This is a genomic window from Burkholderia sp. Bp8984 (assembly GCF_003853755.1).
Taxonomy (GTDB): domain Bacteria; phylum Pseudomonadota; class Gammaproteobacteria; order Burkholderiales; family Burkholderiaceae; genus Burkholderia.
In genome coordinates this window covers 129,680-148,384 of record NZ_QTQN01000002.1, presented here as the reverse complement: position 1 = coordinate 148,384, position 18,705 = coordinate 129,680, and the positions used below count along the sequence as shown (strand labels likewise).

At 68.0% G+C, this 18,705-nt stretch carries 11 protein-coding genes and 2 tRNA genes; 8 read left to right on the top strand and 5 right to left on the bottom strand.

The features are described 5' to 3' along the window. Nucleotides 1-107: 107 nt before the first annotated feature. The 4 genes from lon (at nt 108) to DID98_RS02710 (ending at nt 5,167) form a co-directional block, all read left to right on the top strand. Nucleotides 108-2,531, top strand: coding sequence for an endopeptidase La (gene lon / locus DID98_RS02730; protein ID WP_044843675.1), 2,424 nt, complete (start codon nt 108-110; stop codon nt 2,529-2,531). 205 nt (nt 2,532-2,736) lie between these two features. Continuing rightward, a tRNA-Val gene (locus DID98_RS02725) sits at nt 2,737-2,812 on the top strand. Between the two features lie 23 nt (nt 2,813-2,835). Further along, nucleotides 2,836-2,912 (top strand) — tRNA-Asp (locus DID98_RS02720). Nucleotides 2,913-3,232: 320 nt separating this feature from the next. Beyond that, nucleotides 3,233-5,167 (top strand): SurA N-terminal domain-containing protein, encoded by a 1,935-nt coding sequence (locus DID98_RS02710; RefSeq protein WP_124570163.1) that lies wholly within the window; start codon nt 3,233-3,235, stop codon nt 5,165-5,167. A 112-nt stretch (nt 5,168-5,279) separates the two neighbouring features. Here DID98_RS02710 and DID98_RS02705 read toward each other — a convergent pair whose 3' ends face one another. Continuing rightward, nucleotides 5,280-5,954: an arylesterase gene (locus tag DID98_RS02705; RefSeq protein WP_044843673.1), complete on the bottom strand. Its 675-nt coding sequence runs from the start codon at nt 5,952-5,954 to the stop codon at nt 5,280-5,282. On the opposite strand from DID98_RS02705, the gene DID98_RS02700 reads away from it, so the two are divergent. Further along, nucleotides 5,953-6,654, top strand: coding sequence for an ABC transporter ATP-binding protein (locus DID98_RS02700; RefSeq protein ID WP_044843672.1), 702 nt, complete (start codon nt 5,953-5,955; stop codon nt 6,652-6,654). The two genes, DID98_RS02705 and DID98_RS02700, sit on opposite strands and share 2 nt — an antisense overlap. An 81-nt stretch (nt 6,655-6,735) precedes the next feature. Here the strand turns inward: DID98_RS02700 and pgi are convergent, their stop codons facing one another. The 3 genes from pgi to DID98_RS02685 form a co-directional block, all read right to left on the bottom strand. After that, nucleotides 6,736-8,358, bottom strand: coding sequence for a glucose-6-phosphate isomerase (gene pgi / locus DID98_RS02695; RefSeq protein ID WP_124570162.1), 1,623 nt, complete (start codon nt 8,356-8,358; stop codon nt 6,736-6,738). A gap of 112 nt (nt 8,359-8,470) precedes the next feature. Then, a complete protein-coding gene (locus DID98_RS02690) occupies nt 8,471-10,015 on the bottom strand; it encodes an NAD(P)H-hydrate dehydratase (protein WP_124570161.1) in 1,545 nt (514 codons plus the stop codon). A gap of 50 nt (nt 10,016-10,065) precedes the next feature. Beyond that, nucleotides 10,066-11,367 (bottom strand): FAD-dependent oxidoreductase, encoded by a 1,302-nt coding sequence (locus tag DID98_RS02685; protein ID WP_044843669.1) that lies wholly within the window; start codon nt 11,365-11,367, stop codon nt 10,066-10,068. A 343-nt stretch (nt 11,368-11,710) separates the two neighbouring features. Between DID98_RS02685 and purL the strand changes: the two genes are divergently transcribed. The 3 genes from purL to DID98_RS02670 all read left to right on the top strand — a co-directional run bounded on the left by purL (nt 11,711) and on the right by DID98_RS02670 (nt 17,714). Beyond that, nucleotides 11,711-15,775 (top strand): phosphoribosylformylglycinamidine synthase, encoded by a 4,065-nt coding sequence (purL, locus tag DID98_RS02680; RefSeq protein WP_124520072.1) that lies wholly within the window; start codon nt 11,711-11,713, stop codon nt 15,773-15,775. Continuing rightward, a complete protein-coding gene (locus DID98_RS02675) occupies nt 15,775-16,317 on the top strand; it encodes a GNAT family N-acetyltransferase (RefSeq protein WP_124570160.1) in 543 nt (180 codons plus the stop codon). The genes purL and DID98_RS02675 overlap by 1 nt, the downstream gene beginning before the upstream one ends. A gap of 227 nt (nt 16,318-16,544) precedes the next feature. Further along, complete coding sequence (locus DID98_RS02670; protein ID WP_124570159.1) at nt 16,545-17,714, top strand: acyltransferase; 1,170 nt, start codon at nt 16,545-16,547, stop codon at nt 17,712-17,714. A gap of 200 nt (nt 17,715-17,914) precedes the next feature. Here the strand turns inward: DID98_RS02670 and DID98_RS02665 are convergent, their stop codons facing one another. Further along, nucleotides 17,915-18,697, bottom strand: a complete 783-nt coding sequence (locus DID98_RS02665) for a peptidylprolyl isomerase (protein ID WP_044843666.1) — start codon at nt 18,695-18,697, stop codon at nt 17,915-17,917. Nucleotides 18,698-18,705: the final 8 nt, after the last annotated feature.

Genomic DNA, 18,705 nt, shown 5'->3' with positions numbered 1-18,705 from the left:
CACGCGGTGGTTACTTTCTTACCGAATATTTCCCGCACTTGAAGGCTTGCAATTCGTTGTGGCGGCCTCAATTACCGAACAATTGATTCCACTCATGGGGAAATGAAATGTCAGGCACCCAACTTCTCCCGCCGGAACGCATCACGCTCCCGCTGCTGCCGCTGCGGGACGTCGTCGTTTTCCCGCACATGGTCATTCCGCTCTTCGTGGGCCGGCCGAAATCGATCAAGGCCCTCGAAGCAGCGATGGAAGGCGGCAAGCACATCATGCTCGTCGCCCAGAAAACCGCGGCCAAGGACGAACCGACCGAAAAGGACATGTACGAGGTCGGTTGTATCGCCAACATCCTGCAGATGCTGAAGCTGCCGGACGGCACCGTGAAGGTGCTCGTCGAGGGCCTGCAGCGCGCGAAGGCGTTGTCGATCGAAGAACAGGAGACGCAGTTCTCCTGCGAAGTGATGCCGCTCGAGCCCGATCACGCCGACAGCGCTGAAACGGAAGCGCTGCGCCGCGCGATCGTGTCGCAGTTCGACCAGTACGTGAAGCTGAACAAGAAGATCCCGCCGGAGATTCTCACGTCGCTGTCGGGCATCGACGAAGCCGGCCGCCTCGCGGACATGATCGCCGAGCGTCTGCCGCTGAAGCTCGACCAGAAGCAGCACATCCTCGAGATGTTCCCGGTCATCGAGCGCCTCGAGCACCTGCTTGCGCAGCTCGAAGCCGAGATCGACATCCTGCAGGTCGAGAAGCGCATCCGCGGGCGCGTGAAGCGCCAGATGGAAAAGAGCCAGCGCGAGTACTACCTGAACGAACAGGTCAAGGCGATCCAGAAGGAACTGGGCGAAGGCGAAGAGGGCGCGGATCTCGAGGAACTCGAGAAGCGCATCAACGCCGCGCGCATGCCGAAGGAAGCGAAGAAGAAGGCCGACGCCGAGCTCAAGAAGCTGAAGCTGATGTCGCCGATGTCGGCGGAAGCGACCGTCGTGCGCAACTACATCGACACGCTGATCGGCCTGCCGTGGCGCAAGAAGAGCAAGGTCAACAACGATCTGTCGAACGCCGAACAGGTGCTCGACGAGGATCACTTCGGCCTCGAGAAGGTGAAGGAACGCATTCTCGAGTACCTCGCGGTGCAACAGCGCGTGGACAAGGTCAAGGCGCCGATCCTGTGCCTCGTCGGGCCTCCGGGCGTCGGCAAGACCTCGCTCGGCCAGTCGATCGCTCGCGCGACGAACCGCAAGTTCGTCCGGATGGCGCTCGGCGGCGTGCGTGACGAAGCCGAGATCCGCGGTCACCGCCGCACGTACATCGGCTCGATGCCGGGCAAGATCCTGCAGAGCCTCGCGAAGGTCGGCGTGCGCAATCCGCTCTTCCTGCTCGACGAAGTCGACAAGATGGGCATGGATTTCCGCGGCGATCCGTCGTCGGCGCTGCTCGAAGTGCTCGATCCGGAACAGAACCACACGTTCGCCGACCACTACATCGAGGTCGACTTCGACCTGTCGGACGTGATGTTCGTCGCGACGTCGAACTCGCTGAACATCCCGCCGCCGCTGCTCGACCGGATGGAAGTGATTCGTCTGTCGGGCTACACGGAAGACGAGAAGGTCAGCATCGCGCAGCGTTACCTGCTGCCGAAGCAGAAGAAGAACAACGGTCTGAAGGACGGCGAGATCGAGGTCACCGAGCAGGCGATCCGCGACATCATCCGCTACTACACGCGCGAAGCCGGTGTGCGTTCGCTCGAGCGGGAAGTGTCGAAGATCTGCCGCAAGGTCGTGAAGATGCTGCTGCTGAAGAAGGCATCGGGCGCGATCAAGGTCGACGGCGAGAACCTCGATACGTTCCTCGGCGTGCGCAAGTACGACTTCGGCCTCGCGGCGAAGGAAAACCAGGTCGGTCAGGTGACGGGCCTCGCGTGGACGGAAGTCGGCGGCGACCTGCTGACGATCGAAGCCGCGGTGATGCCGGGCAAGGGCAACGTGATTCGCACGGGTTCGCTCGGCGACGTGATGAAGGAGTCGGTCGAGGCTGCGCGTTCGGTCGTGCGCTCGCGTTCGCGGCGTCTGGGCATCAAGGACGAAGCGTTCGAGAAGCAGGACATCCACATCCACGTGCCGGAAGGCGCGACGCCGAAGGACGGTCCGTCCGCCGGCGGTGCGATGACGACCGCGCTGGTGTCGGTGCTGACGGGCATTCCCGTGCGTGCCGATGTCGCGATGACGGGCGAGATCACGCTGCGTGGCGAAGTGCTGCCGATCGGCGGGCTGAAGGAAAAGCTGCTGGCTGCGCATCGCGGCGGCATCAAGCTCGTGCTGATCCCGGAAGAGAACGTGAAGGATCTCGCGGACATTCCGGACAACGTGAAGAACGCGATCGAGATCGTGCCGGTCCGCTGGATCGACAAGGTGCTCGAGCTCGCGCTCGAACGTACGCCGACCCCGCTGCCGCCGGAAGAAGAGGCGAAGGCTGCGGCACCGGTCGGCGAGGCGGCCAAGGATGCCGGTTCGACGGAAGTCGTGAAGCACTGAGAACCTGAACGCCGTCGCTGACGGTGGTTCGCGAAACCCGCGGCGAGTCCGCGGGTTTTTTTATGCGCGTCGGGATCGTGTGTAGCGTCGCGCGTTAAAAATTTTTGCGCATGGGCTTGGCAAAATGATCGGGGATGAATTAAACTTGCGGGCTCGCTGGTTGTTGATGCCGAAACGCAGATCGCAGCCAGAACGAATCGGAAACGGGTGCTTAGCTCAGCTGGTAGAGCGGCGCCCTTACAAGGCGTAGGTCGGGGGTTCGAACCCCTCAGCACCCACCAGTTTCACGATTCAGCCAGACCAAGGAGCGGTAGTTCAGTCGGTTAGAATACCGGCCTGTCACGCCGGGGGTCGCGGGTTCGAGTCCCGTCCGCTCCGCCAGAAAATGAAAAAGCCCGCCTCGTGCGGGCTTTTTCATTTGCGTCATCGATTGCGCTCGCTTGCGAGCGCGTGATTGCGGAGCGGAGGAAGCCGCCTGCGCGGCTTCCGGCGGGACGCGAAGGGCTGCGCGTGCACGCGCAGCCGCGGCCTGCAGGATGTAGGCGAGTCCCGTCCGCTCCGCCAGAAAATGAAAAAGCCCGCCTCGTGCGGGCTTTTTCATTTGCGTCGTCGCTCACGCCCGCGCGTTGCGCACCTGCTTTTCTCCCGTGCCACCCCGTATGTTGTAATATCGGACGTTTTGTCCAATTTTCCCGTCACGCATGCTCGATTTCTTCCGTAATCACCAGCGCCTGATGATGGCGCTCCTGCTCCTGATCGTGTTGCCGGGGCTGGGTTTCGTCGGGATCCAAGGTTTCCGCGGCTTCTTCGACGACAGCGCGAACGTCGCGGCGATCAACGGGCACAAGATCACGCGGGTCGAATTCGACGGCGCGTTCCGTCAGCAGGTCGACCAGGCGCGCCAGGCGCTCGGCGGGCAGTTCGACATCAAGGCGTTCGACACGCCCGAACATCGCAAGCAAGTACTCGACGGCCTGATCCAGCAACGCGTGCTGGCCGACGAGACGCAACGCCTGCACCTGACCGCATCCGACAACGCCGTGCGCGATGCGCTGATGAGCGACCCGATGATCGCGTCGCTGAAGAAGCCCGACGGTTCGATCGACGTCGAACGCTACGCGCAGCTGCTGTCGTTCCAGGGGATGACGCCCGAGCAGTATCAGGAGCGCGTGCGCTACAGCCTCGCGCTGCAGCAGATTCCGGCGAGCATCATCGCGAGCGCGTTCACGCCGAAGGGCCCGGCGCAACGCCTGTCGGAACTGGCCGCGCAGCAGCGCGAAGTGCAGGCGCTGCTGCTGAAGACGAGCGACTACGCGGCGAAGGTACAGCCGACCGACGCACAGCTCGCCGCGTACTACGACGCGCACAAGCAAAGCTTCGCGACGCCGGAAACCGCGACGATCCAGTATCTCGTCTATTCGCCGGCCGCCGCTGCCGCGAGCGCGCAGCCGACCGAGGCGGACATCAAGAAGTTCTATGACGACAACCCGACGCACTTCCGCTCGGAAGCGCAGGTGCGCGTGAGCCACATCTTCATCGCAGCGGCGAGCAGCGCGAGCGCGGCCGACAAGGCAGCCGCGAAGGCGAAGGCCGAGCAGTTGCTGGCGGACGTGAAGGCGCATCCGGACCAGTTCGCGCAGATCGCGCAGAAGAGCTCGCAGGATGCGCCGTCGGCTGCGAAGGGCGGCGATCTCGGCTTCATCACGCGCGGCTCGACGGCGGGCGGCAAGGCGTTCGACGATGCGGCGTTCGCGCTGAAGCAGGGCGACGTGAGCGGTGTCGTGCAATCGGATCTCGGCTTCCACATCCTGAAGGCGACGGAAGTGAAGCCGTCGGTGGTCAAGCCGTTCGCGGACGTGAAGGACCAGATCGCAATCGACCTGAAGCAGCAGTACGCAGCGAAGGCATTCACGGACAACGCGGAAGGCTTCACGTCGACCGTGTATGAAAAGGCGAAGACGCTGCAGCCGGCCGCCGACAAGTACAAGCTGACGATCCAGACGGCCACCGTCACGCCGACGCCGAATCCGCAACTGCCGCCGACGAGCCCGCTGAACAATCCGAAGTTCCTCGCTGCCGTGTTCGCGAACGATTCGGTGAAGAGCCAGAACAACACGCAGGCGATCGACGTGGGCAACAACACGCTGATCTCGGCGCGCGTGACCGACTACAAGCCGGCTGCCGTGCCCGCGCTCGACGCGATCAAGGACGTCGTGCGTCAGAAGGTCGTTGCCGAGCAGGCTGCGGAACTCGCGAAGAAGGACGGTGCGGCGAAGCTGGCCGAACTGCAGAAGTCGAAGTCGGCCGATGGCTTCGCGGCTGCGCAGAAGGTGTCGCGCACGAAGTCGCAGGGCCTGACGCCGGCCGCGCTGAGCGCCGTCTACAAGGTCGATGCGAAGACGCTGCCGGCGTATGTCGGTGTCGACCTCGGTGCGGACGGCTATGCGATCTATCGCGTGAACACGGTGATCGCGGGTACGGCCGTCGATTCGCAGCAGCTCGCGGCCGCGCAGCAGCAGATGGCGCAGGTCGAAGCGCAAAGCGAAGGTGAAGCATATCTCGCCGCGCTGCGCGACCGCTCGAAGGTGAAGGTGTACGGCACCACGCAGAGCCAGTCGCAGGGCGGCGGCAACTAAGCCACGACCCAGCGCCAACCAAGCGAAGCGCCGTTCACGGTTTCGCATGCAGCAACAAGAAGCCCCGCTCGAAGCGGGGCTTTTTGCATTGCGGCGGTGGCGAGTCGCGAGGTCAGCCGCGCGGCTTGCCGAGCAGCGGTTTCAACGCCGGCCAGACGTTGTCGAGCAGGATGCCCTGCGCCTGCTGCGCGGGATGCATCTGGTCCGGCTGGAACATCTCGGGCTTGTTCTCGATGCCGGCGAGCAGGAACGGCACGAGCGGTACGCCGAGTTCCTTCGACAGGCGCGTATAGACCGCATGGAACTTCTGCGTGTAGTCGGGGCCGTAGTTGGGCGGCACGTACATGCCGACCAGCACGACCTTCGCGCGCGCCTGCCGCGCATCGGCGATGATGTCGCGCAGGTTCTGCTCGGTCGTCGCGAGCGGCACGCCGCGCAGCGCATCGTTCGAGCCGAGCTCGACGACCACGATCGACGGCTTGAGCCGTTGCAGCACCGCGGGCAGCCGTGCGCGGCCGCCGCTCGTGGTGTCGCCGCTGACGCTTGCATTCGCGACGCTATAATCGATTCGCTCGGTCGCGAGCCGTTGCCGCAGCAGTGCAACCCAGCCGGTGTCGCGCGGCAGCCCGTATTCGGCCGACAGGCTGTCGCCGAGCACGACGAGCGCGGGCTGGCCCGAGGTCGGGGCCGCCGCCGTCGCGGCGCGTGCGGGCATGCTTGTTGCGGCCAGGGTTCCCAGCAGTGCGGCGAGTGCCGCGCGCCTTTTCCAGCGGAATGTCGTGTCCATGTTCAAGATTACCGATCCGATCATCGAAGTCCATGACGTGTGCAAGCGGGTTGCTGATGCAACGGGCGAGCTGACGATCCTCGACGGCATCACGCTCGCCGTGCGGCCCGGCAGCAGCCTCGCGATCGTCGGTGCATCGGGGTCGGGCAAATCGACGCTGCTCGGCCTGCTTGCCGGGTTGGACAGCGCGACGAGCGGCACGGTTCGCCTGCTTGGCCGCGCGCTCGACCAGCTCGACGAGGACGAGCGTGCCGCGCTGCGCAACGGCGCGGTCGGGTTCGTGTTCCAGTCGTTCCAGTTGATGCCGCACCTGACGGCGCTCGAGAACGTGATGCTGCCGCTCGAACTGCAGGGCGGCATCAGTGCGCGCGACGCGGCCGATCGTGCCCGCGCGCTGCTCGTGCAGGTCGGTCTCGGCGAGCGTACCGCGCATTATCCGAAACTGCTGTCGGGCGGCGAGCAGCAGCGCGTCGCGCTCGCGCGCGCGTTCGTCACGCATCCGGCGATCCTGTTCGCCGACGAACCGACCGGCAGCCTCGATGCGGCCACGGGCCACGCGGTCATCGACCTGATGTTCGAGCTGAATCGCACGCACGGTGCGACGCTCGTGCTCGTCACGCACGATCCCGAGCTCGCGCGGCGCTGCGCGACGATGGTCACCATCGACGCCGGACGCATCGTCGCACCGCACGCGGCATAGCGCGGGACCGGATTTTTGCCGGCCGCGCCAGGTGCCGGGTGGATCGCCCGGTGCGGCCGGCATGCGTTCGACGCCGTCGCGTCAGCGCTTGAGCGCTGCCCGCGCGCGCTCGATCAGCGCGGTCGTCGACGAATCGTGCTTCGCGGGATCGACCGAGTCGGCCGACAGGTCGGCTTCGACGACCTTGCCGAGAATCTTGCCGAGCTCCACGCCCCACTGGTCGAACGGATTGATGTCCCACACCGTCGCCTGCACCAGCACCTTGTGCTCGTAGAGCGCGATCAGCGCGCCGAGCGTGCGCGGCGTCAGCGCGTCCACCAGCAGCGTCGTCGTCGGGCGGTTGCCGGGGAACGTCAGGTGCGGCGCGAGCGCTTCCTTGCCGGGGCCGGCGACCTGGCGCGCCTCGTCGAGCGTGCGGCCGAGCATCAGTGCTTCACTTTGCGCGAAGCAGTTCGCGAGCAGCTTCGGATGATGGCTCGCGAGCGGATGCTCGGGCGTCAGCACCGCGATGAAGTCGATCGGCACGATCGTCGGGCCCTGGTGCAGCATCTGGAAAAACGCGTGCTGGCCGTTGGTGCCCGGCTCGCCCCACGTGACGGCCGACGTCGGGTAATCGACGAACGTGCCGTCGAGACGCGCGGACTTGCCGTTGCTTTCCATCTCGAGCTGCTGGAGATACGACGGCAGGTAGTGCAGCGCTTCCGAATACGGCGCGACGAGGTAGCTCTGCGAGCCGAAGAAGTTGCGATACCAGATGCCGATCAGGCCGAGCAGCACCGGCAGGTTGCGCTCGAGCGGCGCTTCACGGAAATGGCGATCCATGTCGTTCGCGCCGGCGAGCAGTTCGTCGAACTGCTCGGGCCCGACCGCGATCATGATCGACAGGCCGACCGCCGACCACAGCGAATAGCGGCCACCGACCCAGTCCCACATTTCGAACACGTTGTCCGCGGCGATGCCGAACTTCACGACTTCGGCCGGGTTCGCCGACACGCCGACGAAGTGCTTCGCGAGCGCGTCCTCGGGGCAGCCGCGCGCGACGAACCAGTCGCGCAGCGAGCGTGCGTTCGTCATCGTCTCGAGCGTCGTGAAGGTCTTCGACACGATGATCGCGAGCGTTTCTTCCGGGTCGAGCTGTTCGAGCACGCGCGCGAGATCGGCACCGTCGACGTTCGACACGAAGTGGGTCGAGATGTCGGGCGTCGCGACATGGTGCAGCGCGTGCACGACCATCTTCGGCCCGAGATCCGAGCCGCCGATGCCGATGTTGATCACGTGGCGGATGCGCTTGCCGGTGTAGCCGGTCCATGCGCCGCTGCGCACGGCGCGCGCGAAGGTCGCCATCTTCGCGCGCTCGGCGCTGACCTGCGCATGGAACGGCGCGTGCGGGTCCGTCGCGCGCAGCGCGGTGTGCAATGCGGCGCGGCCTTCGGTCGGGTTGACGATCTCGCCGGCGAACATCGCGTCGCGGCGCGCTTCGACGCCCGCTTCGCGGGCCAGCTGCACGAGCAGGCGCAGCGTATCGTCGTTGATGCGGTTCTTCGAGAAGTCGGCCGCAAGGCCGCCGCCCGGGACCGTGAAGCGTTCGGCGCGGGTCGGCGCGCGGTCGTTTTCCGGCGCGAACCAGTCGCGCAGCCGCGCATGGCGAATCTGTTCGAAGTGGGATTGAAGGGCAGTCCAGGCGGGGAGCGAATTCAGCGTCATGGCGGTTCGAGTGAAGCGTGAATCGGGAGGAATGCCGCGCCGGCGCCTCGGGATCGGAAGGCCGGCGGACGAGCGGGCCCGCCGTGCGGCGGGGGCACTCAGTATAGCGGCGTTACATGTCGGCGCGCGGCGACGGGTAAAAAAGGCGATTGATCAGCGTGCGCACCATCGGCGCGAGTTCGCCGGCGGTGAGGCCGGCCGGCCCGGTGCCGTGCGCGGTCAGCGTATCGGCCGCGAGGCCGTGCAGGTAGACGCCCGCGAGTGCGGCTTCGTAGGGCGCGACGCGTTGCGCGAGCAACGCGCCGATCAGGCCGCCGAGCACATCGCCGGTGCCGCCGGTGGCGAGCGCCGCATTGCCGGTCGGATTGATCGTCAGGCGGCCGTCGGGCGCGGCGATCACCGTGCCCGAACCCTTCAGGACGACGACGCTCGCATAGCGCGTGGCGAGCGCCTGGGCCGCGGCCAGTCGGTCGTGCTGCACCGACGCCGTGTCGCTGCCGAGCAGCCGCGCTGCCTCGAGCGGATGCGGCGTCAGCACGCACGCGTTGCCGCGTGTGCCGCGGGCGGCTACGGCGGCCGCGAGGTCGGCGTGCGTCGCGACGAGGTTCAGCGCGTCGGCGTCGAGCAGCGTCACGGCATCGTGCGCGAGCACGTCGCGCACGAGCGTGGCTGCGGCCTCGCGCATGCCGAGGCCGCAGCCTGCTGCGATCGCGGACATCGCATCGAGATCGAGGCTGTCCGCCGGATGCAGCATCAGTTCGGGAAACGGCGGGTCGTACGGCGGCGCGCCGGCGCCGAGAAAACCGACATGCACCTTGCCGGCGCCCGCGAACAGTGCGGCGCGCGCGGCGAGGATCGGCGCGCCGCACATGCCCGTGTCGCCGCCGAGCACCGCGAGGCTGCCGAACGTGCCCTTGTGCGACGCGAACGCGCGGGCGGGCAATGCGCCGGCGAATCGTGCCGGCGCATTCAGCACGATGGCCGGCGCGGCGGGTGGGGCGACGTCGAGCGACGCGATGTCGATCTGGCCGGCGAGGTCGCGGCCGTCGCCGGTGTAAAGGCCGGGCTTCGCGCCGATGAAGGTAAGCGTGTGGGTCGCGGCGACGGCGACGCCCGCGCCGACGATCCGGCCCGTGTCGCTGTCCAGTCCGCTCGGCACGTCGAGCGCGAGCACGCGGCCACCGCATCGGGCATGCGCGGCGATGCGCGCGGCCTGGGTGGCGAACGGGCCGTCGAGCGCGCGACCGAGGCCGATGCCGAACAGTCCGTCGACGACCCATGCGTAATCGTCGAGCGAGGCGGGTGGTTCGGTCGACAGCGGCACGCCGGCCGCGCGCGCGAGGCCGAGCGCCCATTGCGCATCGTCCGGCTTGACCGGCACGGGCATCCAGGCCTGCGTCGCGACACCGAGCTGCTGCAGCTGCGCGGCGGCCACCAGCGCGTCGCCGCCGTTGTTGCCGGGGCCGACCGCGAACCAGACCGGGCGATCGTCGCCGGCGACCCGTTCGGACAGCCAGCGCGCGGCGGCGGCGCCCGCGCGGCCCATCAGCGTGTGCGGCGGCAGTTCGGCGGTCGCGGCGGCCTCGGCCGCGCGCAGGTCGGCGACGCGCAGCAGCGCGAGCGGGACGGAATCGGGAAGCGGGCGGGTATTCGTCATCGCGGGGTCATGGCGGCGGGAGGAAGCGCCCCGGGACGGGCCCGCGGCGGTCAGGTCGTGAAGCGCGCTGCGCTCAGCGCGGCGAGCGTGTCGGCCGGCCACTGCTGCGTGTCGCCGGCCAGACAGTCTGTCACCACTTTAGCAGACCCGCACGCGAGGCCCCAACCGGCCGGGCCGTGACCGAAATTGACGAACACGCGCGGATGCGGGGTCGGACCGACGACCGGCAGGCCGTCCGGCGACAGCAGTTGCGTGCCTTGCCACGACAGCGCGGCGGAAATCTTCGCGGCGCCCGGCACCCAGTCGTGGACGGCCTGGCCGAGCAGCGCGAGGGCGGCTTCGGACAACGGCTCGGGGAGCGGCTTCGCGGTGTCGGCGAGGCTTTGCAGCACGGCGCCGCCGCCGATGCGCAGCCGCTGGTGGGTGCGCGTGATCGAGATCCGCTTGATCGAATCGACGACGCTCAGGTGCGGCGCATGTTCTTCGTACGCGACCGGCGCGGTCAGCGTATGCGCGCGGACCGGGTGCAGCGGCAGCCGCCAGCCGAGCCGCTCCAGCAGCGGCAGGCTGCCGGCGCCGGCAGCGACCACGATCGCGTCGGCCGCCATCACGTCGACCTCGTGCGCCTTCTTCGCGTGCCGGCCGCCGGCCGGTGCGAGCTCGATCGCGGCGCGGCCGGTGTCGACGCGGATCGCCGCGACGTCCGCGCCGAAGCGGAACTGCACGCCGTGCTCGTCGAGCGTCTGCTTGACCAGTTTCGCGAACAGCGGGCAGTTTCCGGTGCGCTCGCTCTCGAGCAGCACGCCGCCGGCGAAGCCGGGCTCGGCCGGCACCGACGGCTCGAGCGCCGCGCATTCGTCGGCGGTGAGCACGCGGTACGGCTGGTCGAGCGCGCGCAGCAAGTCGAGCGCCGGCTGCAGCGCTTCCCAGTCGCGCGGGTCGCGCACGACGTGCAGGATCCCGGCTTTCTGCTCGAATTCGAGCTGGAAGCGCGCCTCGATGTCGGCGAGCGACTCGCGCGATGCGTCGATCAGCGGGCGCAGCCGTGCATACTGCGCGGTGAATGCATCGGGTTCGCGCAGCGCGGCGAGCTGCTTGACGAAGCGGCGCACGCCGCCGTTGAAGCCCGGCTTGTAGACGATGCCGGTGTCGCGCGGCTGGCGCTGGCGCATGAAGGTCGGGCCGAACCAGACGTCGAGCGGGCTCGGCAGCAGCGTGCCGCCGTCGCCGTAGGTCGCGCCCTGCGCGACGGTCGCGTGGCGTTCGACCACGCACACGCGATGGCCGGCCGCGCGCAGCTGGTAGGCGGTGGCGACGCCGCTGATTCCGCCGCCGATGACGATGACATCCATGGATTGCTTCGATGACGGGCGGCGCGCACGCCGCCCGGTGAGAATTCGCTGACGGGCCCCCGGCCCGGTGAACCGGGAATGATAGCGCCAAAATCACGCGAACCGGTGCCACGCAACCCCATTCGATTCCGCCGTCTTGCGGTCACAGGCCACCGCGGCCGCGCACGCCGTGCCGGCGGGCGGCCGGGCCGGCGTGGATGCCGGTGCACCGTCGCGGTGCGTGACGGGTGCCGATCAGGGTGCCGATCAGCCGGTCTGGGATGACCGACTTCCGGGTATAATTACGGCCTTCCTTTCGCCCCACGTCGCCACCTCGCGCGACTCATCGACGTCAGTCCAGCCCATGGCTCACTTCTCGTGTTTTCCCGGCGCTTCGGCCCTCTCCGATTTCCGTCAAACCCGTCTGCTCGACACGCTCAGGCAAATCGACGCCAACATCGTCGCGGTACGCGGCCAGTTCCTGCACTTCGTCAATGCGGCCGAGCCGCTGTCGGCCGACGACAGCGCGCGCATCGACGCGCTGATGCACTACGGCGCGCCGTTCGAGCCGGCGGCCGAGAAGGGCACGACCGAGACCTTCGTCGTGCTGCCGCGCTTCGGCACCGTTTCGCCGTGGGCGAGCAAGGCGACCGACATCGCGCAGCACTGCGGCCTCACGCAGGTGCGCCGCATCGAGCGCGGCGTCGAATTCACGGTCACGCTGAAGTCGGGCCTGCTCGGCGGCAAGAAGGCGCTGTCCGACGACGCGCGCGCCGCGGTGGCAGCCGCGCTGCATGACCGGATGACCGAAAGCGTGGTCGCCGCGCGCGACGACGCGAAGCACCTGTTCGACGAGCTGCCGGCCAAGCCGCTCGCGACCGTCGACGTGCTGGGCGTCGGCCGCGCCGCGCTCGAGCGCGCGAACGTCGAGCTGGGCCTCGCGCTCGCCGACGACGAGATCGACTACCTGGTCGACGCGTTCCGCAAGCTCGAACGCAACCCGACCGACGTCGAGCTGATGATGTTCGCGCAGGCGAACAGCGAGCACTGCCGCCACAAGATCTTCAACGCGAACTGGACGATCGACGGCGAAGCGCAGGACATGTCGCTGTTCGCGATGATCCGCAACACCGAGAAGCTGAGCCCGCAAGGCACGATCGTCGCGTATTCGGACAACTCGTCGATCATGGTCGGCGCCGAAGCCGAGCGCTGGTTCCCGCGCAACGCGGGCGCGGCCGGCGAGCCGGGCGAGCGCTACGGGCGCCACACCGAGCTCACGCACACGCTGATGAAGGTCGAGACGCACAACCACCCGACGGCGATCTCGCCGTTCCCGGGCGCGGCGACCGGCGCGGGCGGGGAGATCCGCGACGAAGGCGCGACGGGCCGCGGTGCGCGTCCGAAGGCCGGCCTCACGGGCTTCACGGTGTCGAACCTCGACCTGCCGGACGCACGCCAGTCGTGGGAGAACGCACGCGACGCGGCGCAGCCGGTCGCCGAGCGCAACCCGAACGAGCAGCACGGCCCGTATGGCCGTCCGGACCGCATCGCGTCGCCGCTGCAGATCATGATCGACGGCCCGCTCGGCGGCGCCGCGTTCAACAACGAATTCGGCCGCCCGAACCTCGGCGGCTATTTCCGCGTGTACGAGCAGAACGTCGGCGGGAAGGTGCACGGCTATCACAAGCCGATCATGATCGCGGGCGGCCTCGGCAACATCGCGGATCAGCACACGCACAAGCACGACGTGCCGGCCGGCTCGCTGCTGATCCAGATTGGCGGCCCCGGCATGCGGATCGGCATGGGCGGCGGCGCGGCGAGCTCGATGGCGACCGGCGCGAACACGGCCGAACTCGACTTCGACTCGGTGCAGCGCGGCAACCCGGAAATCGAGCGGCGCGCGCAGGAAGTGATCAACGGCTGCTGGCAGCTCGGCGCGGAAAACCCGATCCTGAGCATCCACGACGTCGGCGCGGGCGGCCTGTCGAACGCGTTCCCCGAGATCGTCGACGGCGCGGGCAAGGGCGCACGCTTCGAACTGCGCAAGGTCGCGCTCGAGGAATCGGGCCTGTCGCCGCGCGAAATCTGGTCGAACGAGGCGCAGGAGCGCTACGTGCTGGCGATCGCGCCGGCCGACCTGCCGCGCTTCGAGGCGATCTGCGCACGCGAGCGCTGCCCGTTCGCGGTGGTCGGTATCGCGACCGACGAACGCCAGCTGAAGCTCGTCGACGACGAAGCGACGGGCGTCGAGGAATACCCGGTCGACATGCCGATGGAAGTGCTGCTCGGCAAGCCGCCGCGCATGCACCGCGACGTCACGCGTGTCGCGACCGAGCGCGCGCCGGTCGACGTGACGGGCGTCGCGCTGTCGGAAATCGCGGTCGACGTGCTGAAGCACCCGACGGTCGGCAGCAAGTCGTTCCTGATCACGATCGGCGACCGTTCGGTCGGCGGCACGTCGGTGCGCGACCAGATGGTCGGCCCGTGGCAGGTGCCGGTGGCCGACTGCGCGGTGACCGCGCTCGACTACGCGGGCTTCAAGGGCGAGGCGATGACGATGGCCGAGCGCACGCCGCTCGCGGTGATCGACGCGCCGGCCTCGGGCCGCATGGCGGTCGGCGAGGCGATCACGAACATCGCGAGCGCGCCGATCGCGTCGCTCGACAAGCTGAAGCTGTCGGCGAACTGGATGGCCGCGTGCGGCACGGCCGGCGAGGACGCCGCGCTGTTCGACACGGTCAAGGCGATCGGCATGGAGCTGTGCCCGGCGCTCGGGATCGGCATCCCGGTCGGCAAGGACTCGTTGTCGATGAAGACCAAGTGGGACGAGCAGGGCGTCGCGAAGGAAGTCGTGTCGCCGGTGTCGCTGATCATCTCCGCGTTCGCGCCGGTCGAAGACGTGCGCCGTCACCTGACACCGCAACTGCGCCGCATCGCCGACGCAGGCGACAGCGTGCTGATCGCGATCGATCTCGGCCGCGGCAAGAACCGCATGGGCGGCAGCATCTTCGCGCAGGTCACGCAGCAGGTCGGTGACACGACGCCGGACGTGGACGATCCGGAAGACCTGAAGCGCTTCTTCAACGCGATCCAGTCGCTCAACGCGCAAGGCAAGCTGCTCGCGTACCACGACCGCTCGGACGGCGGCCTGTGGGCGACGGTGTGCGAAATGGCGTTCGCGGGTCACGCGGGCGTGTCGCTGAACGTCGACATGCTGACCCTCGACCCGAATCACGAATCCGACTACGGCGACGCGAAGGACTGGGCGAAGCAGACGAGCGGCCGTCGCGAGGATCGCACGCTGCGCGCGCTGTTCTCGGAAGAACTCGGCGCCGTCGTGCAGGTGCGCGCGGCCGATCGCGACGCGGTGCTCGGCGCGCTGCGCGAGTTCGGCCTGTCGGCGTGCTCGCACGTGATCGGCACGGTCAACGATCGCGACGTGATCGAGGTGTACCGCGACGCGAAGAAGGTGTTCGACGCGCCGCGCGCGGAACTCCATCGCGCATGGGGCGAAGTGAGCTGGCGCATCGCGCGCCTGCGCGACAACCCCGCCTGCGCGGACGCCGAATACGACGCGCTGCTCGATGCGGCCGACCCGGGCATCTCGCCGGTGCTCACGTTCGATCCGGCCGACGACATCGCAGCACCCTTCATCGCGACGGGCGCGCGCCCGCGCGTCGCGATCCTGCGCGAGCAGGGCGTGAACTCGCACCTCGAAACGGCATACGCGTTCGACCGTGCGGGCTTCGACGCGCACGACGTGCACATGAGCGACCTGCTGGCCGGCCGCGCGACGCTCGCCGATTTCGCGGGCGCGGTGGCATGCGGCGGCTTCTCGTACGGCGACGTGCTGGGCGCGGGCGAAGGCTGGGCGAAGACGATCCGCTTCAACGCGAATCTCGCCGACATGTTCTCGGCCTTCTTCGCGCGCCCCGACACGTTCGCGCTCGGCATCTGCAACGGCTGCCAGATGCTGTCGAGCCTCGCATCGATGATCCCGGGCGCCGAAGCGTGGCCGAAGTTCACGCGCAACAAGTCCGAGCAGTTCGAGGCGCGCTTCTCGTTCGTCGAAGTGGAGAAGTCGCCGTCGATCTTCTTCGCGGGGATGGAAGGCTCGCGGATTCCGGTGGCGGTCGCGCACGGCGAAGGCTATGCGGACTTCTCGCAGCAAGGCGACATCGATCGCGTCGCGGTCGCGATGCGCTACGTCGACCACCGCGGCGAAGCGACCGAGCGTTATCCGTTCAACCCGAACGGGTCGCCGGCCGGCATCACGTCGGTCACGACGGCCGACGGCCGCTTCTCGGTGCTGATGCCGCACATGGAGCGCGTGCACCGCACGGTCACGATGAGCTGGCATCCGGAAGGCTGGGGCGAGGCGAGCCCGTGGATGCGCGTGTTCCGCAACGCACGCCGCTGGATCGGCTGATGTTCGATCCGCACGCGCCGGTCGAGATCGTCACGCTGCGCGATGAGCGCGCGAGCGACGTCGAGGAGATCGGTCGCGTGATCGTGGCCGCGTTCGCGGACGCGCCGCAGCACGGCGCGTTCGAGCGGCGGATCGTCGACGCGTTGCGCGCGGATGGCGCGCTCGGCGTGTCGCTCGTCGCGGAGCGCGACGAGCGTGTGATCGGACATGCCGCGTTCTCGCCGGTCTCGATCGGCGGCGAGCCGGCAGGCAGCCAGCAGTGGTACGGGCTCGCGCCGCTCGCGGTACTGCCCGAATGCCGGCGCCGGAGCATCGGCGCGGGGCTCGTGCGTGCGGGGCTCGACGCGTTGCGCCGGCTCGGCGCGCGCGGCTGCGTCGTGCTCGGTGATCCCGGGTACTACGCGCGTTTCGGTTTCGTGCCGTCCGGCGATCTCGTGTTCGTGGATGCGCCGCCCGAGCATTTCCTCGCCTTGGCATTCGATGACACCGCGCCGCGGCCATCGGGCGACGTCCGCTATCACGACGTGTTCCATCCGGTGTAACGGTTCGGTGCGCCGGCCGTGTGCGATCTCGCCGGACTCGACCGAATGAACTGAAAAGCCGCTTCGACGCGGCTTTTTCTTTGCGTAGCGCCGTTTTCGTCATCCATTCTTCCTGTCCCGCCCGCCGACCGGCGCAATCGCGCCGGCCAATCGCGTTTCAGTGATCCGGCACACGCAGCGGATCGTCCGCCCTTGCTACGGTGTCCGCGTCAACGGGAGTCATCGAAATGAATTCGGACAGCAACAGCGGCCGCGCAGGCGAGGCGCGCGCGCAACTGCACTCGATCCAGATCCTGCGGGCCGTTGCGGCGCTGCTGGTGGCGTTCTGGCATTTCGCCGCCGCGATGCCGCTCTATCACCATGCGCCCGCATGGATCAACACGCGCAATTTCGCGGCGATCGGCAATGCGGGCGTCGACCTGTTCTTCGTGATCAGCGGCTTCATCATCTTGCATACGCATCGCCGCGATGCGGCCGGATGGGCCGCGGCCGGCCGGTTCCTGAAGCGGCGGGTGCTGCGGATCTATCCGCTGTACTGGATGTGGACCACCGCGCTCGTGGCGATGTGGAGCGCGCATCTCGTGCTGAAGAGTCATCACGCGACGCTCCATTACCTGATCTGCTCGTACCTGTTGTGGCCGGCGGCGAATCAGGACGGTATCTGGCGGCCGTTTCTGGAGCAGGGCTGGACGCTCGGCTACGAGATCTACTTTTATCTCGCATTCGCCATGGCGATCGCGCTCGGCTTGCGCCGCCTGCTGCTGCCGTTTCTCGCGGCCACCTTCCTGACGGTCGGCGTGGCCTGCCACCTGCTCGGTGCGCCGACGTCGGTCACGATGCTGACCGGCGCGCAACTGATCGGCGAATTCCTGCTCGGCATCGTCGCGGCGACGGCGTATGCGGTCGTGCGCGATCGCTGGACGCCCGCCGCGATGCTGGCCGCCGGCCGGATGCTGGTCGTCGCGGGTGTGCTCGGGCTGCTCGGCGCGGCGCTGGCCGGCGCGGACGGTGTGGGCAATCCGCCGATGGAGCTGTTCGTGGGTCATGCGCCGCGTGCGCTCGTCTACGGCGGTCCGGCGTTCCTGCTGGTGCTGGGCGCGGTGCTGATCGACCACGTGCGACCGGTCGCGGACAGCGCGCTGGTGTTGCTGGGCAACGCGTCGTATTCGATCTACCTGACGCACAACTTCGTCGTGGCGGCCGTCGCGACGGCGCTCAAGCACGGCGTGGGGCAGCAGGTCGGTGCGGACTGGATCGTCGCGGGCGGCCTCGCGCTCGTCGTCGTGGTTGGGGCAGGTGCGTACCGGCTGATCGAGCAGCCGGTACTCGGCGTGCTCGCGAGGACGTTCGCAACCGACCGGGCGCGTGCGCAATCGGCGGCGCCGGCGAAGGCGTAGCGCGATGTGCATGCGCTGGCGTTGACGTCGGGATCGGCGCGAGTGCAAGTGCCGGCACAGGCCGGCGATCGCGACATCAGTGACGATCGCGATACGAGTGACGATGGCGACGCGTTGGTTGCGCTTCGGCGCGCACTGCAAGCGCGCATGAAAAAGGCCGCTCCAGGGAGCGGCCTTCGCGTGGGCGATCGTCGCCGACGTTACTGGATTTTCGCCTGCTGGCGCAGGCCTTCCTCGAACGCCTGCAGCTTCTGCTGCACGAGCTGCTGCGCGATCTGCGCCTTCACCTGGTCGAACGGCGGCGGGGCGATGTCGCGGACGTCGTCGACACGGATGATGTGCCAGCCGAACTGCGTCTTCACCGGCGCGTCGGTCATCTGGCCTTTCTGCAGCTTCTGCGCCGCGGCCGCGAACTCCGGCACGTACGCCTTCGGGTCGGACCAGTCGAGGTCGCCGCCGTTCTTGCCCGAGCCCGGATCCTTCGAGTATTGCTTCGCCAGGTCCTCGAACTTCGCGCCGCCCTTGATCTTCGCGATCAGGTCCTTCGCCTGCTGCTCGCTGTCGACGAGGATGTGGTGCAGGTGATACTCGCGATTGCCGCCGGCACCCTTCACGAGGTCGTCATAACGCGCCTTCACTTCCGCGTCGGTCGGCTGGTTCTTCTTCAGGAAGCTCTCGATCATCGAGCGCAGCACGACCGTCTGCTGCGCGACGGCGACCTGCGCCTTCACGTCCGGGCGGTTCGGGATGCCTTCGCGGATCGCTTCCTGCATCAGGATTTCGCGGTTCACGAGTTCCTGGCGCACGGCCTGCTGCAGTTGCGGGCTGTCGGTCTGGCCTTGCTGGACGAGTTGCGCGACCATCGCATCGGCGCGCGACTTCGGAATCGGCGTGCCGTTGACGACGGCGATGTTCTGGGCGAATGCCGGTGCCGCTGCAAAAGCAGCCGCCGCGACCCACAGGCGGGGGGATTTCAGGATCATCGGGAATT

Bases quoted from the DNA above. Each gene is read 5' to 3' on its own strand.
- DID98_RS02670 (WP_124570159.1), top strand. From the start codon at position 16,545: ATGAATTCGGACAGCAACAGCGGCCGCGCAGGCGAGGCGCGCGCGCAA.
- purL (WP_124520072.1), top strand. From the start codon at position 11,711: ATGGCTCACTTCTCGTGTTTTCCCGGCGCTTCGGCCCTCTCCGATTTC.
- DID98_RS02665 (WP_044843666.1), bottom strand. From the start codon at position 18,697: ATGATCCTGAAATCCCCCCGCCTGTGGGTCGCGGCGGCTGCTTTTGCA.
- DID98_RS02700 (WP_044843672.1), top strand. From the start codon at position 5,953: ATGTTCAAGATTACCGATCCGATCATCGAAGTCCATGACGTGTGCAAG.
- DID98_RS02705 (WP_044843673.1), bottom strand. From the start codon at position 5,954: ATGGACACGACATTCCGCTGGAAAAGGCGCGCGGCACTCGCCGCACTG.
- pgi (WP_124570162.1), bottom strand. From the start codon at position 8,358: ATGACGCTGAATTCGCTCCCCGCCTGGACTGCCCTTCAATCCCACTTC.
- DID98_RS02710 (WP_124570163.1), top strand. From the start codon at position 3,233: ATGCTCGATTTCTTCCGTAATCACCAGCGCCTGATGATGGCGCTCCTG.
- DID98_RS02675 (WP_124570160.1), top strand. From the start codon at position 15,775: ATGTTCGATCCGCACGCGCCGGTCGAGATCGTCACGCTGCGCGATGAG.
- lon (WP_044843675.1), top strand. From the start codon at position 108: ATGTCAGGCACCCAACTTCTCCCGCCGGAACGCATCACGCTCCCGCTG.
- DID98_RS02690 (WP_124570161.1), bottom strand. From the start codon at position 10,015: ATGACGAATACCCGCCCGCTTCCCGATTCCGTCCCGCTCGCGCTGCTG.
- DID98_RS02685 (WP_044843669.1), bottom strand. From the start codon at position 11,367: ATGGATGTCATCGTCATCGGCGGCGGAATCAGCGGCGTCGCCACCGCC.